General features: G+C 67.9%; 14 protein-coding genes. 9 read left to right on the top strand and 5 right to left on the bottom strand.

Annotated elements, in window-relative coordinates; all coding sequences use genetic code 11:
* Window positions 1-4: 4 nt before the first annotated feature.
* Both ACFWF1_RS35715 and ACFWF1_RS35710 read right to left on the bottom strand, forming a co-directional pair.
* Window positions 5-2,833, bottom strand: a complete 2,829-nt coding sequence (locus ACFWF1_RS35715; RefSeq protein WP_379283702.1) for a BTAD domain-containing putative transcriptional regulator — start codon at window positions 2,831-2,833, stop codon at window positions 5-7.
* 54 nt (window positions 2,834-2,887) lie between these two features.
* The gene (locus ACFWF1_RS35710; protein ID WP_379283703.1) at window positions 2,888-3,817 is read right to left on the bottom strand and encodes an ester cyclase; all 930 of its coding nucleotides are present in this window, start codon (window positions 3,815-3,817) and stop codon (window positions 2,888-2,890) included.
* Window positions 3,818-3,966: 149 nt separating this feature from the next.
* On the opposite strand from ACFWF1_RS35710, the gene ACFWF1_RS35705 reads away from it, so the two are divergent.
* From ACFWF1_RS35705 to ACFWF1_RS35665, 9 genes are all read left to right on the top strand, one after another.
* Window positions 3,967-4,341: a hypothetical protein gene (locus ACFWF1_RS35705; protein WP_379283704.1), complete on the top strand. Its 375-nt coding sequence runs from the start codon at window positions 3,967-3,969 to the stop codon at window positions 4,339-4,341.
* Between the two features lie 104 nt (window positions 4,342-4,445).
* Window positions 4,446-5,459, top strand: a complete 1,014-nt coding sequence (locus ACFWF1_RS35700; protein WP_379283705.1) for a FecCD family ABC transporter permease — start codon at window positions 4,446-4,448, stop codon at window positions 5,457-5,459.
* Entirely contained in the window at window positions 5,456-6,523 is a 1,068-nt protein-coding gene (locus tag ACFWF1_RS35695) for a FecCD family ABC transporter permease (RefSeq protein ID WP_379283707.1), read from the top strand. Before ACFWF1_RS35700 ends, ACFWF1_RS35695 begins: the two co-directional genes overlap by 4 nt.
* Window positions 6,524-6,558: 35 nt before the next feature.
* Window positions 6,559-7,443: an ABC transporter ATP-binding protein gene (locus ACFWF1_RS35690; RefSeq protein ID WP_379283913.1), complete on the top strand. Its 885-nt coding sequence runs from the start codon at window positions 6,559-6,561 to the stop codon at window positions 7,441-7,443.
* 65 nt (window positions 7,444-7,508) lie between these two features.
* A complete protein-coding gene (locus tag ACFWF1_RS35685; protein WP_379283708.1) occupies window positions 7,509-8,519 on the top strand; it encodes an ABC transporter substrate-binding protein in 1,011 nt (336 codons plus the stop codon).
* Between the two features lie 11 nt (window positions 8,520-8,530).
* Window positions 8,531-8,827 carry a hypothetical protein gene (locus ACFWF1_RS35680; protein WP_379283709.1) on the top strand — a complete coding sequence of 99 codons (297 nt, stop codon included), beginning with the start codon at window positions 8,531-8,533 and terminating at the stop codon, window positions 8,825-8,827.
* Window positions 8,828-8,883: 56 nt separating this feature from the next.
* Entirely contained in the window at window positions 8,884-9,231 is a 348-nt protein-coding gene (locus ACFWF1_RS35675; RefSeq protein WP_379283710.1) for a hypothetical protein, read from the top strand.
* Window positions 9,228-9,713 carry a MerR family transcriptional regulator gene (locus ACFWF1_RS35670; RefSeq protein ID WP_379283711.1) on the top strand — a complete coding sequence of 162 codons (486 nt, stop codon included), beginning with the start codon at window positions 9,228-9,230 and terminating at the stop codon, window positions 9,711-9,713. Before ACFWF1_RS35675 ends, ACFWF1_RS35670 begins: the two co-directional genes overlap by 4 nt.
* A gap of 384 nt (window positions 9,714-10,097) precedes the next feature.
* On the top strand, window positions 10,098-11,645 hold the full coding sequence (locus tag ACFWF1_RS35665; RefSeq protein WP_379283712.1) for an amino acid adenylation domain-containing protein: 1,548 nt from the start codon (window positions 10,098-10,100) through the stop codon (window positions 11,643-11,645).
* 48 nt (window positions 11,646-11,693) lie between these two features.
* Here ACFWF1_RS35665 and ACFWF1_RS35660 read toward each other — a convergent pair whose 3' ends face one another.
* The 3 genes from ACFWF1_RS35660 to ACFWF1_RS35650 are packed head-to-tail and all read right to left on the bottom strand — an operon-like array spanning window position 11,694 to window position 13,658.
* Window positions 11,694-12,059 (bottom strand): putative quinol monooxygenase, encoded by a 366-nt coding sequence (locus ACFWF1_RS35660; RefSeq protein ID WP_379283713.1) that lies wholly within the window; start codon window positions 12,057-12,059, stop codon window positions 11,694-11,696.
* 2 nt (window positions 12,060-12,061) lie between these two features.
* A complete protein-coding gene (locus tag ACFWF1_RS35655) occupies window positions 12,062-12,808 on the bottom strand; it encodes an MBL fold metallo-hydrolase (RefSeq protein ID WP_379283714.1) in 747 nt (248 codons plus the stop codon).
* A 43-nt stretch (window positions 12,809-12,851) separates the two neighbouring features.
* The gene (locus ACFWF1_RS35650) at window positions 12,852-13,658 is read right to left on the bottom strand and encodes an alpha/beta fold hydrolase (protein ID WP_379283715.1); all 807 of its coding nucleotides are present in this window, start codon (window positions 13,656-13,658) and stop codon (window positions 12,852-12,854) included.
* Window positions 13,659-13,862: the final 204 nt, after the last annotated feature.

Genomic DNA, 13,862 nt, shown 5'->3' with positions numbered 1-13,862 from the left:
CCGGTCAGCGCGTTACCGGCAGGTCCGAGGCCGTGCGGGTGAACAGGTCGATCATCGCGTCCCACGACATGGGGTTCGGTGGGGGCGGAGTGGTCGGCAGGAGCCGGGTCACGCGCGCATCGAGTTCCGGCCCGGCACCGCGCATGTATCGGGTGGGGTCGGTGCCGATGCGGTCGGCGTGCTGGGCGACGGCCGAGCTGAGTTGGCTTGCTACGTCGTGCATTCCGAGTTCGGCCAGGGCGAAGGCGCCCGCGTGCACGGCGCAGAGTGCATCGGAGTAGTTCGGCTGCTGCCCGAACGCGGCCACCGCGCGAGCGAGCAGGTTCAGGGCGTGGCGGGCGGTGGGCTGGCCGCCGGACGGGTCGGCGAGTACGCACCACGCGAGCAGGAGATCGGTGATCGCCGCGCCAGGGACAAAACTGTGCTGGACGCTGATTTCGTGTGCGCGGGTGAGGATTTCGGCCGCGGCATCCGGTTTGCCGTCGCGGAACTCCGCTAAGCCGAGGCCCCACAGCGCGGTCGCACGCAGGTAGCCGGGCGGGTCGCGGTGCGCGCAGGCCGCGGCGAATGCCTCGGCCCCGGCACGCAATTCGGGACTGTACAAGTCGGCCAGCGCATTACAGCGCCGCAGATGGGCGTCGAGCAGCAGCAGGTCGTGGGCCGGATCGGTGTCGTCCAGCAGGGCGAGGGCCTGCTCGGCGGCACTCAGCCCGGTTTGCGCGTCGCCGACATGACAGGAGGTCAGCGCGAGGGCGCTCAGGGCGCGTGCGCGATCCGCGGCGGGCGCGTCCGGGCAGGCGTGCAGCGCGGACCGCAGCAACCGCAGTCCTTCGGGGACCGCGCCCGCGGTCACCCACATGTATCCCAGTGCGCCAGTGGACCGCAGTGCCTGTTCGGGTTCGTGTTCGAGGTCGTAGTCGATACCGGATCGAATGTTGGCGAGTTCGTTGCCCAGGACCTGGATCGCGTCACCGAATGCCGGAGTGCCGAACAACGCCACCTGATCCGCGATCAGGTCCCGGATCCATTGCGCATGAGCGCGTTGGGTATCCGTGGCATCGGGGTCGATGGCGCGACAGTAGCGGCGGATCGTTTCCAGCATGCGGTAGCGCGCGTGACCGGTGGTGACATCGGCGGTCAGCATCGACCGGTCCACCAGCGCCGCGAGAGTGGCCACCACCGCGGCATCCGCGGTGTCGGGACGGACCGATTCGACTGCCTGCCAAGTGAATCCGCCCTCGAACGGCCATAGTCGCAGCAGCAGCGAGCGGTCGGCGTCCGAGAGCTGCTCGATGCTCCAGCCGATGGCGGCGTCGAGTGAGTCATGGGGCGACACCGAGCCACGTGCGGTGCGGCCGAGGACGTCGAGCCGTCGGCGCAGGTGCGTGGTCAGCCCGGCCAGACCGAAGCTGTGTGCTCTGGCCGCAGCCAATTCGATCGCCAGCGGCAGGCCATCGACGGCGGTACACACTTCTCGCGCCGAGACGATGTCGGTAGGGGTTGGCTGCCAGCCGCGGCGGTGCGCCCGCAACCGGTCGAACAGCAACTCGATCGCGGGACTGGCGTCGCCCTCGACGGGCAGCGGATGGAGCGAGACGACGTGTTCGCCGTCGATCGCGGTGGCCCATCGGCTGGTCGCCAGGATCCGCAGCCCGCCGCAGGCGGCCAGCAGTGGCAGTACTACGTCGGGGAGGCCGGCGATCAGGTGCTCGCAGTTGTCCAGGACGAGCAGGGCCGATCGCTGCCGCACTGTTTGCTCGATCGCGGTGAGGGAATCAATTGCGCTGTGCGCGACCGCGATTGCCGTCGCGATGGCGGCGGCGATCGACTGTGTGTCGCGGATGTCCGCGAGTCTTACCAGCCAGGCGTCGGGTAGGTCGGCGGCGTATTCGATGGCCAGGCGGGTCTTTCCGACGCCGGCCGGTCCCGTGACGGTGACCAGCCGAGCGTGCGCAGGCAATGCGCGGAGCAACGCCAAGTCGGTCTCGCGGCCGAACAGGCGGGTCAGCGGCCGGGCGATCGTGACAGTTTCCCGGGGGACAGATGACGAGAGATGGCCGGGGCGTGCCGATTCGGCGATCAGTAGATCCGGGTCGTGCTCGAGCATGCGCTGCTCGAGTCTGCGCAGTGCGTGACCGGGTTCGACGCCGAGTTCGGCCACCAGCAGCTGGCGGACGCGGCGCAGTTCGGCCAGTGCGTGTGCCTGCCGGCCGCAGCGATACAGGCCCAAAGCCAAAAGCTCCCACCGTCTTTCCCGGAACGGCGTCGCGATCACCGCCTCGCTGAGCTCTGCCACGGCAGGCGCGGTGTCACCGCAGGCCAGCCGCGCCGCTTGCAGTTCTTCCACGGCGACATCGCGCAACTCGACAAGTTTGGCGCGGGTTCCCGCCACCCACAGCGATTCGCCCAGTTCGGTCCACGGACGGCCCCGCCACAGCCGCAGCGCGCTGTCCAGCGTGCGCGCGGCGGTATCGGCTGAGCCGGCGGCCAGTTCCTTGGTACCTCGCGCCACCAGGTCGGTGAAGCGGAGATGGTCGGTCGTGTCCTCCGGTCCGAGCACGAGCCGATACCCGGATGCGGCCGATTCGAGGCAACCACGGCCCGCCGGGCCCAGCGCGGTGCGCAATCGAGAGACGACCACCCGGATGGCGTTGGCCGCGTCCATCGGGGCCTGCGCGCCCCACACCAGCTCGGCCAGCACGGCGTTGCCCACCGGGTCGCCCCCGGCGGCCGACAGCGCGGCCAGTAGGCGTCGGGGGACCGGGCCACCGAGGTCGGCCACAGTTCCGCCGACCTCGACCTCGATCGGGCCGAGGATACGGCAACGAATCACCCGCGCAACGATATCGGACGCGCCGCACCGACCGCGCGGCGGCGAACGGCGGGGTCAGCAGTGCGATGCGTGCCAAGCGTCGAGTTCCTGCACGTCGTTCTCGACGGCGGGTGAGCTGACTTCGCCGCGGACCTCCGGGTGCTTCATGACGGTGATCGCCGGGCCTGCCGCGCCCTGGGCCGCGCGGCGAATATCGCCGGGAGCCGAGAGGGCGAACGCATCGATTCGCCGTGCCGCCGCCCGGATATCGGCCGGATTGTTGCCATGTTGCAGATCGCGCACGGTTGTCACCTCGAACGCGACCTCAGCGCAGGCCTCGCCTGCTGAGGCCGGTGCGGGTGCCGCAGCGGGCGCCTGTTGCGTCGACGTCACCGCAGCCGAAGGTGTTGCGGGCGTACTGTTTCCGCTCGCGGAGCAGCCCGAGAGTGCGACGGACGCGACCACGACGGCGGCAGCGGCGATGCCGGCGGCCACGCGGCGCGCCCGCCGGGTCGCCCGCAGCATGCGAACCAGATACGCGGGGCTGGGCGGCGTCCAGCCCAATTGCATTGCCTGGCCTAGATCGTCCCGGTTCGCCCAGTGCTCGATGAGTTGTCCGTCGGAAATTCGGCACCAATGGGTCTGGGTCACCGCGAATTGTCTGCCGGTCGCCGGAAATGCCTGTGCGACTTTACCTTCCGCATCGTAAGCGACGAAGGCGCCGACCTGACGCCCGGACATGGTGGTATGCAGCACCACGAGTCCACCATCGGACACCGCCTCGTGGACCTCCCAGCTCATGTCCGCGTACGCGGACCGCAGCCACTGCGCGCTGGCGAAGAACGCCTGCGGGCCGCGCCCACGACAGGCCGGCGGTTCGGCGACGGCCTCGCGGTTGACCGCCTGCGAATGGATCAACGCCGCGAACTCGTCGATCGCGCCGTCGGCCATCATGTGCACGCAGCGGATCGCCACCTCCTCGACGGTCAAGTGAACAGCGTTCACTACCCTCCTCCTTCTGATCTATGCCGAACTGTGCTGTCGCAGACGAAATAGCTGGTCCGGCGACCGTATGCGGGGACCGTTTCAAGACGATTACAGTGCGGCGCCCCGCTGTAATGCGGTTGTAAGGAGCTGTACCCAGGATGTCGTTCATGAACGTGATCCGAAGCAGCACCGTGGCCGCCGCCGTCGTCGCACTGTCGAGCGGACTCATCCTGTCGGCGACCGAAACCGCGAACGCGGAGCCGGCGTACGACGTGTGCGGTGAGGCCCAATATGTCACGAGCCTGTTCGTCGATCTCTTCCACGACAATCCGCCCGCCGACCGCGTCGGCGCCAGTGACCGCGTGCGACTGTTCGCCGGCAATGCTCCGGCCGAGATCAAAGCCGACGCACTCATCGAGGCGAACGCGGAAACCGCTGTGCTCGAAGGTGTTCCGGCAGACCTGATTCTTCGCACCGATCCCGTGTTCCAGGCGTGGGGCGATGTCATGGACTGGCACACCGGACACTGCCTCCCGCAATAGCCCCGGCCAGTTGCCGGGCTGTCGCCGCTCAGCGGAGTTGTCGCCTTCCCTGTCCTCGACTAAAATTGACAGCCTTAGGTATCGCTAACCTATGCTCTAGCGTCATGAGCTCGGTGGACACGAAGCGTGCGGCGCCACAGCGGCACCGTATCGCGGTGCTGCTGTTCGGGTTTGCCGCATTGCTGCTGTGTATCGTGCTCAGTCTGGCGCTCGGCGCCCGATCGGTGGCTCCGGGCACCGTTGTCGAGGCGCTGTTCGGCGGGCAGGGCCGCGACGCCATGGTGATCACCGGGATGCGACTGCCGCGCACGTTGGTCGGGCTTGCGGTCGGCGCGGCACTCGGACTCGCGGGCGCGGTCGTGCAGGGAATTACCCGCAACCCACTTGCGTCGCCGACCACGCTCGGCATCAACGCGGGTGCCGGATTAGCCGTGGTCACCGCGATTTACGCGCTGCACCTGACGCGTCCGGTCGAGTACGTGTGGTTCGCGTTCGCCGGCGCGGCGGCGGCCGCGGTGTTCAGCTTGGCTCTCGGGCGCCGGGCCGGCGACCTGGATCCGATCCGGCTGGTGCTCGGCGGCACCGTATTGCACCTCGTGCTCGTCTCGTGGACGTCATCGGTGCTGCTGTTCAGCGAGCGCACACTCGACGAGGCCCGCTTTTGGCTGGCCGGTTCGATCGCCGAACGCAACCTCAGCGTGCTGACGCCGATGCTGCCCACCCTCGCGATCGGCGCTGTTGTCGGCTTGGCGATCGCCCCCTCGCTGAATACGCTTGCGCTGGGCGACGATTCCGCCCAGGCGCTCGGCATGCCGGTGGCTCGGATCCGGCTGGCCGGAATGATCGCGGTGGTGTTGCTCGCCGGTTCGGCGGTCGCCGTTGCCGGGCCGATCGCGTTCATCGGCCTGGCCGCGCCGCACCTGGTCCGGTTGGTGCTCGGTAACGACAACCGGCTGCTGATCCCCGGCTGCCTGATCGCCGGTCCGCTGCTGCTGCTCAGCGCCGACATCCTGGGCCGCCTCATCGCCCGGCCGTCGGAGGTCGAGGTCGGGATCGTCACCGCCTTCCTCGGCGCGCCGTTGCTGGCCATCCTGGCCCGCCGCAAGGAGGTGCGATGACGAACCAAGTGTTGTCCGGCACCGTGATTCGGACGGCCGTCGAGGGTTCGACTGCGCTGGCTCGACAGCGGCGAAGGGTCTTGCTGATCGGGGTGCTGTGCGCCGCCGCCTTGGCGGTCCTCACGACGATCGCCCTCACGACCGGCGAGGTGGCGATGTCCGTCCCGACGGCGCTGCGAGCCGTGATCGGCCTCGGCGACCAAGGCGACGTCTACATAGTTCAGGAGTTCCGGGCCCCACGCGTGGTTGCCGGGCTGATCGCCGGTGCGGGCCTGGCCGTTGCGGGTGCGGTGCTGCAGCGACTGTTCCGCAATCCGCTGGCCTCCCCGGATGTCATGGGTGTCACCGGCGGCGCCTCCTTCGGTTCGGTGCTGGTGCTCGCCCTCGGTGCCGGCCAGACGCTCATCCCGCTCGGCGCGCTCGGCGGCGGCCTGCTCGCCGCGGTACTGCTCGGCACGCTCGGCTGGCGGTCCGGGTTGTCGGTCACCCGCCTGGTGCTGGTCGGGCTTGCCGTCCAAGCCGGTCTGGCCGCCGCGGTGAACCTGATGGTGGTGCGCTTCCCCAGGGAACTCGCCGGCCAGGCGATGCAGTGGACCACCGGCTCGCTCTACGGGCGGACCTGGCCGGAGGTCGAGGGTGCCGCGATCGCCGGCGCGCTCGTGCTGGCGGTGCTGTTCTTGCGCTACCGAACGCTGGAAGTCCTTGACCTGGGCGATGATTCGGCAGGCACGCTCGGTATTTCGGTCTCCGGCGCCCGGCTCACGCTGCTGCTCACCACGGTTGCGCTCGCCGCCCTCGCCGCCGCCTTGACCGGTCCGGTTTCCTTTGTGGCCCTTGCGGTTCCACACCTTGTCCGGCTGCTCGCCGGTCGGCCGACCGTGGGCACCATGGCGGTCACGGGGCTGGCGGGCGCTACGCTGCTGGTGGGTTGCGACTTGATCGTGCAGCACGTCCTGCCGATCAACGGACTGCCGGTCGGCGTGGTCACCGCCACGGTCGGCGCGCCCTGGTTGCTGATTCTGATGCTGCGGGAAAGCAGCCCCGTCCAACGGAGAACCGCATGACCGACAGTCGCGCCGCTTACGACGTTCGACCGGACATGCCCGGCGATCCGGTCGGTCACGAGAGTGCCGGTGGCACAGCGACTCCCGACGTGTCGAACGAATTACGCACGCACAACCTGGATTTGCGCTACGGCGACCGCGTCGTCATCGAAGACCTCGAGCTGGTGCTGCCCGGCAATTCGATCACCGCGATCGTCGGTCCGAACGCCTGTGGCAAATCGACTCTGCTGCGCGGGCTGACCAGGCTGCTGCGGCCCGCGTCCGGCACGGTCACCCTCGACGGCGCCGATATCCATCGCATGTCGGCCCGGGCCTTGGCGCTGCGGTTGGGGCTGTTGCCGCAGCAGCCGATCACCCCGGAGGCGATCACCGTCGAGGCGTTGGTGCGGCTCGGCCGCCACCCGCATCAGCGACTGCTGCGCCCCTGGTCGGCCGCGGATCAGGCGGCCGTCGAGGACGCGCTGCGCCGCACCGGCACCGCCGAACTGCGCGATCAACACGTCGACCAGCTATCCGGCGGTCAGCGGCAACGCGCTTGGATCGCGCTGGCGCTGGCGCAGGACACCGACCTGCTGCTGCTCGACGAGCCGACCACCTTCCTCGACCTGCGCCACCAGCTCGACGTGCTCGATCTGGTCGCCGATCTGCACGCCGAGGCGGGCCGCACCGTCGTCATGGTGCTGCACGATCTCGGGCAGGCCGCCCGCTACGCCGACCACCTGGTGGTGCTGCACGAGGGACGATTGGCCGCGGCGGGCGCACCCGCCGACGTGCTCGACGCGGATCTGGTGCGCACTGTGTTCGAGGTCGACTGCCGAGTGATCCCCGATCCGGAGACCGGCACCCCGCTGGTGGTGCCGCGGAGCCGAGCCGTCCGACATACGTCCGCCGGCAAACCAGCTGCCGCCGTTCGCAGCTGACCGGCTCGACCCGCACAGCGTCACCGAAGACGTTGCGCCACAACGACAAGAGACGAGGAACTGCCATGTCCACCCGACGATTCCAAATGGGCCTATCCGGCCGCGTAGGCGTCGCGCTCGTCGCCGCCGCGATGGGTATGTCCGCGCTGGCGGCCTGCGGTAGCGATGCGGCCAAGCCGGAGAGCGCCGTGTCGGCGGCAGACTCGGCCAGCTTCCCGCGCACCCTCGACACCCCGATGGGCGCGGTGACGATCCCGCACGCGCCCAAGCGCGTGGTGGTGCTCGACACCGCCGAACTCGACTCGGTCACCCTGCTCGGCATCAAGCCGGTCGGCGCGGTCGCCCCGCACACCAAGTCCAGCGGCAGTTTCCCGGCGTACCTCGCGGACAAGGTCGGCGCGGCAACCGATGTCGGCCCGCTGCTCGAGCCGAACCTGGAGCGGATCGCCTCGCTCAAACCCGACCTGATCCTGTCCTCGAAGGTCCGTCACGAGAAGATCTACAGCAAGCTCAGCGGCATCGCCCCGACCGTCTTCACCGAAACCACCGGTGGCCCTTGGAAAGCGAACCTGGCCGTGCACGGCCAGGCGCTCGGTCTGGAACAGCAGGCCGCCGACGCACTGAAGGACTACGAGGGCCGGGCGAAGGCCCTCGGCGCGGCCATCGGCGCGAAGAACAATGGTGTGCTGCCGGTAGCCTCGGTGGTCCGGTTCATGGCAGGCCCGACCCGCCTATACCAGAGCACGTCCTTCAGCGGCGTGGTGCTCGGCGACATCGGCCTGCCCCGCCCGGCCTCGCAGGTCGCCACCGATCCCGCGAAGACCATGAGGGACATCAGCCCCGAACAGATCGACCAGGCCGACGCCGACCTGATTTTCATTGCCACCGTGGAGGATCCGAGCAAGACCCAGAAGGGCGCGGTAACCACCAGCCCAGTGTGGAACGACCTGCGCGCGGTAAAGAACGGCAAGGCCATCGAGGTACCGGACGAGACCTGGATGTCCGGCATCGGCGTGCAGGCCGCAGACAAGATGCTCGCGGACGTCGCCAAGGCGACCGGTGTGGAGCTCACATAGCAGGAGTTGAATTGGGCATCGACATCATCATTCAGAATCAGATCCACGAACAAGTCGAGCTGGCATACGGTGATGCGTCGGACACGCTCGTCAAGTATCGCGCGAAGGCCCCGGCGGGCTCCCTGCTCAGCGGCTTGCACGCGCATGCGGACACCATGTTCAACACCTCCCAGCTGAACGTTCTTCTCGATGAGCTGGCGACGATGTCGGCGGACGACGACCAAGAGGCGGAATTGCTCACCGCGTTGCGCAAAGCCGCCGAGACCGCTATCCGCCGGAACGGATACCTCTGGTTCAGCGGGGACTGAACAGGCGTCTGTGGCATCTTGCAATCGGTACCCAGGTACAGGCTTACCGTGGATTCATGACGATCAACGTTGCTTCCAGTGGTTGGGTGCCGGATGCATGCACGCTGCCCACCGTCGAGCAGCCGGTGCGGGTAGCCGAGTTCGACGAATTCTTCGGTAGCTCAGTGCATCACGTCGATCGCCCGCAACCAACGAGGCTCGATGTCCAGCTTGCCGCGGACGCCGAAGCGGTCGGTCGTGACCTGGCGGCCCGTGAGGTCGGGTGCTGTTCGTTCTTCACCTTTGTCTTCGACACCAGCGCTACCGGCTCGGTGATGCATATCGACGTTCCTGCCGCGTATGTCGATGTCCTCGACGCGCTGCAGGCTCGGGTCAGCACTGCGGTGCATGCGAGCCCACGGTGAGTACCGGCCTGCGGACCGGCGAAGTTGCGGCGGCGGCCGGTGTGAACGTCCAGACGCTGCGCTATTACGAGCGCCGTGGGCTGCTGGCCGAGCCGGATCGTTCACTGGGTGGGCATCGTCTCTATCCCGAACAAGCTGTGACAGTGCTGCGTGTCATCAAGGCGGCGCAGCGTGTCGGATTCACCCTGGACGAGGTGGCCGATCTGCTCGAGGTGGCGAGAGTCCGCGGTCGGCGCCCTGGACTACACGCCCGCGCCACCACCAAACTCGCCGAAGTCGATGCGAAACTCGCTGAACTCAGCGTAGTTCGAGACACCCTGCGTGCGGCTTTGACCGCTGGATGTGACGATCTGCTCGAATGCAGCGAAAGCCCTTGCTGTCCATTGCCATTCGACAGAAATCCGAGGCCCGCAACGACCGGGGGAGACGGCGCCGGCGGTATCGGAACCGTTCGTGGGCGCGATACGACCGAGCCGCGCTGACGTCCCGGCCACCCGGCAGGCGCTGACGCACCGCTGCTGCCAGTGGCTACATCCTCCCGACCGCGCTCCTCGTTCTCAGTGACGCGGCGGCCGCCAGCCGATATCGGCGAGCAGCATGAGGTCAACCACGTAGGGATCGGCAACCTCCTGAGACAACGCACACAGAATCCTGCTGCGATTGCGTGAGCCGCGTCTCCAACCTCGTAAATGTTGCGTCAGGGTCGTTTCGCGCAGGGTTTGTTGCGCTCTACCGTGGCGAATCAGGACACAGGTCTGAGCGTGGAGGCATGGTTGTATCACCAACACTCGTTGGCGGCTCTGGAGCTGCGCGGGCGAACGGTTCAGCGCAGTGTTCGGCACGGTGTTCCGGGTCTGGTCCGGGCGGTGTCGAGGGAAACGCCGGAGGCGATCGCGGCATCGGACGGTGGCGGCGAGCTGACGTATCGGGAGCTGGAGTTGCGATCGGATCGCGTCGCGCGGATGCTCCGGGCGACCGCGCCACCTGCCCGGCCGGTCGCGATCGCGGTGCCGCGGGGCCGGGCGCTGCTCGTCGCGATGCTCGGTGTGCTGAAGGCGGGTCTGCCCTATCTGCTGGTCGATCCGGCCGCCTCCTCGGCGCGGATGCGGCAGTTCACCGAGATCGCCGATTGTGAGGTCGCGCTGGTGACGGGGGCCGGACGGGAGTTGGTCGTCGAGTGCGGGTTGCGCGCGGTGGACATGCCGCGAGAGTCCGACACGGAGGAGTTCGACAACCTATCGGAAGCCTCGGCCGATCAACCGGCGTACGTACTGTTTACAGCGGGATCCACTGGGGCGCCCAAGGGCGTCGCAGTGTGCGGTCTCGCGCTGTGCAACCGTCTGGAATGGATGCGCGACACGTATGGCGTCGGTGCCGGTGACCGAATTCTGCAGAAGACTCCGGTCACCGCCGATGTGTCCGGATGGGAACTGCTGCTGCCGCTGATCGCCGGTGCCCGATGCGTCTTCCTGGCCTCGGCGGAACACCGCGACCCGGTATCGGTCGCCCACGCCATCGTCCGGCACCAGATCACCATCTGCCATTTCGTGCCGACCATGTTGCGGGAGTTCCTACGCTGGCCGGACGCGGCCCGGTGCACTTCGCTGCGGCACGTGTTCTGCGGCGGTGAGCCGCTACCGGTTCCGGTGGCCCGCGAATTCGTGGCGAAACTGCCTGCGGCCCTGCATAATCTGTACGGTCCGGCCGAGGCCGCGCTCGACGTGACCTCGTGGACCTGTCCGGTCCGGCCGGAAGACATCGATCAGGTCTACATCGGCCGTCCGATCGACAACTGTGTACTGAGCGTTCTCGGCGAGGACGGCAGCCCGGTCCGTCCCGGCGACGAGGGCGAGCTGCACATCGGCGGAGTTCCGTTGGCGATGGGATATCTCGACCGCCCCGACCTGACCATGCGGGCGTTCGTCACGGCCCCCGAAGGCTCGTCGGTGCCCAGGCTCTACCGCACCGGCGACCGAGTACGGCTGGTCGACGGCGAGTTGGAGTACCTGGGCCGCATCGATGACCAGGTGACGATCCATGGCGAGCGAATCGAACCGGGCGAGATCGAGCACCATCTGCTCGCGGATCCCGAAGTCGCCGCCGCGGTGGTGGTAGCGGTCGACGTCGACGACGACACCACCATGGTCGCCTGGATCCAGCCCGCCGACCCCGACTGCGCGCCGGAGGGCCTGTTCCGGCGGCTGCGCACCAGTCTCGGTGACCAGCTGTCCCCAGCGGCAGTGCCAAGCCGTTTCGTGCGTACTCGCCGAATCCCATTGACCTGCAACGGAAAACAGGACCGCGCCCAGCTGCGTCGCCGCGCGATCGAGCAAGTGCACGCGCGTCCGGCCCTGCCGGCGGAGATTGGCCGAACCGGCGGTCCACAGGGATGGTCGCGCCGTCTGGCCGGGTAGCGGCGCAGCACCGTTGACGCGCCCTCCGACCATGGCGGCTGTTGAACCTTATTCGATGGAGACTTCGTCGAGCTGGACGAGGCTGTCCGGGCCGCCGGTGCTCAGTTCGGGGATGGCGGAGATGAAGTCGTGGACGTGCTGGGTTTGCAGGTGGTCGTCGAATGCTGCTGCGTCGGTGTAGATCTCGTAGAGGTAGAAGCGGCCGGGGTGGTTGCGGGCTTCGTAGGCGGTGAAGGTGAGGCAGCCGGGCTCGTTGCGTACCGCGCGGACGAGTTCGGCGATCTTCGCGCGGAAGGCTTCGGCCATGCCGGGTTTGGCGTCGAGGATCGCGATCATCGGGCGCGGGTCGGGATCGGTGCGGTCGACGTGGAGGTTGTCGTGTCGCAAGGCCGTGGTGAGGAAATCGTCGGTCATGGTCAGAGCTCCACTCGGACGCCGGGTTCGATGATGCGAACGGTGGTGTCGGGGGCCAGTTTTCGCGCTGCTTCCAGGTAGTGTTGTGGGTCGCGGTCGCTATCGGTGATCAGTCGGTCGCCGAGCCAGCCTTTGGTGAAGGCGTAGTGGTGCGGGATGGCGAGTTCGGGGGCGAGCAGGGCGGTCAGTTCGGCTGCTTCCTCGGCGTTCATGACGACCTGCATGTTGTTCGCGGGTCGCACGTGCAGGCCGTTGGTGGGCAGCAGTGCCAGTGAGATGTGGCCGAGCCGGTCGGGGATCTCGGTGAGTTCGGGGATCAGCAGGGTGTCGCCGGCGAAGTACACGGCGTCGGAGCCCGCGCGCAGCACGAAGGTGATTTCGTGGACGCCGTGTTTCGCGGGGACCGCGGTGATGGTGACGCCGCCGATCTCGAGGTCGTCCCACGGCGTGAGTCCGGTGACGTTGTCGAAGCCGGCGCGATGTGCGTGTTCGACAACGGTCTCGGCGACAACGAACGGCACCGAGTGATCACGGTATGCCGCAAAGGTTTCCAGGTCGCAGTGGTCATAGTGGTCGTGGCTGATCAGTACGCCGTCCAGCGGCGGCAGCTCGGCGATGCTCACCGCGATCGGTTCGCCTTGGTAATAGCCGGGTTTGGTGCTGAACCACGGGTCGGTCAGGAAGGTGCGGCCGCCGATTTCGATGAGGTGGCAGCTGTGCGTCACACGGGTGACAGCGATGGTCGACATGATCGGTCCTCGAATTCGTCGATATGGTCGGGAAATTGGGTGGTCAGCGTGCGAAGACGGAGAAGTCGGTCTCGGCGCTGTGCCAGATGGCGTGCAGGACTTGGTGCGGTGTTTCCATCTGCGGCTGGTGGCCGGTGCCGGGCAGCGGCTGGAACCGGGCCAGGGGGATGGCCACGGCGTACGCGCGGCCGTAGTCCACATCGACGATGCCGTCGCTCTCGCCCCACAGCACCAGGGTCGGAATCTCCAGGCCCGCAAGACGTTCGGCGAGGTTCGGATCGGTCATCGAGGTGCCCGCGTAGGCGGCCAGTGCGGCCCGGTTACCCGCGGCGACGGCCTGTGCGGCCGGGGGCAGCGTGGCCGGGTCGAAGCGGAACGGGTCGGGGTTGTGGAAGCTGAGGGTGAAGACCTCGTCCATGGCGAGGGCGAAGAAGTCGGCGACCGGGTGCACCGGCACCTCGAGACCGACCGCGTCGATGAGCACGATGCCGCTGACGCGCGGGTTCCGCAGCAGCGCGATCTCGGCGGTGATCCAGCCGCCGACGGAGTTGCCGATCACGGTGACGTCGGTCAGGTCGAGCTGCTCGAGCAGCGCGTCGTAGAGCGCGGCGAGATCGGCGATGCTGTACAGGGTTTCGGGCCGGGGCGTGCCGCCGAAGCCTGGATGGGTCGGCGCGAGCACGCGCACGTCGTAGCTGGTGGCGAACAGTTCGGCGAAGGCGCTCACCGATTGTGGCCCCGCCCCGCCGTGTAGCAGCAGAAACGGTTGTCCGGTGCCGTATTCGGCGACGGTGAGCTCGACCGGACCATTTCCGGCGAGGGGCACGGTATGAATCGTGGTGACAGGCATGAGGTCTCCTCTGATCGTGGTGAATCCTGTTGTCGTGCAGTCGGTGTCTGGCTGCGGTGCGGTCGGCGTCCGTCTGCAATGCCGCGGTCGAGCTCGGTGTCCTGGTGGTCCGCACCCGTCCCTGAATCTGGTTCCGAAACCAGCCTGTGCCGAGCGGGTGTCGCCAACCAGGGTCGAGTTGTCCCACCCAGCGACACGGTCGTC

Origin of the sequence: Nocardia sp. NPDC060255, assembly GCF_042727395.1 — a bacterium.
In the GTDB taxonomy this organism is placed as follows: domain Bacteria; phylum Actinomycetota; class Actinomycetes; order Mycobacteriales; family Mycobacteriaceae; genus Nocardia.
The sequence above is the reverse complement of the archived record's forward strand: the minus strand, read 5'-3'. Positions and strand labels throughout refer to the sequence as shown.

Bases quoted from the DNA above. Each gene is read 5' to 3' on its own strand.
- ACFWF1_RS35705 (WP_379283704.1), top strand. From the start codon at position 3,967: ATGAACGTGATCCGAAGCAGCACCGTGGCCGCCGCCGTCGTCGCACTG.
- ACFWF1_RS35700 (WP_379283705.1), top strand. From the start codon at position 4,446: ATGAGCTCGGTGGACACGAAGCGTGCGGCGCCACAGCGGCACCGTATC.
- ACFWF1_RS35695 (WP_379283707.1), top strand. From the start codon at position 5,456: ATGACGAACCAAGTGTTGTCCGGCACCGTGATTCGGACGGCCGTCGAG.
- ACFWF1_RS35690 (WP_379283913.1), top strand. From the start codon at position 6,559: ATGCCCGGCGATCCGGTCGGTCACGAGAGTGCCGGTGGCACAGCGACT.
- ACFWF1_RS35685 (WP_379283708.1), top strand. From the start codon at position 7,509: ATGTCCACCCGACGATTCCAAATGGGCCTATCCGGCCGCGTAGGCGTC.
- ACFWF1_RS35675 (WP_379283710.1), top strand. From the start codon at position 8,884: ATGACGATCAACGTTGCTTCCAGTGGTTGGGTGCCGGATGCATGCACG.
- ACFWF1_RS35660 (WP_379283713.1), bottom strand. From the start codon at position 12,059: ATGACCGACGATTTCCTCACCACGGCCTTGCGACACGACAACCTCCAC.
- ACFWF1_RS35655 (WP_379283714.1), bottom strand. From the start codon at position 12,808: ATGTCGACCATCGCTGTCACCCGTGTGACGCACAGCTGCCACCTCATC.
- ACFWF1_RS35650 (WP_379283715.1), bottom strand. From the start codon at position 13,658: ATGCCTGTCACCACGATTCATACCGTGCCCCTCGCCGGAAATGGTCCG.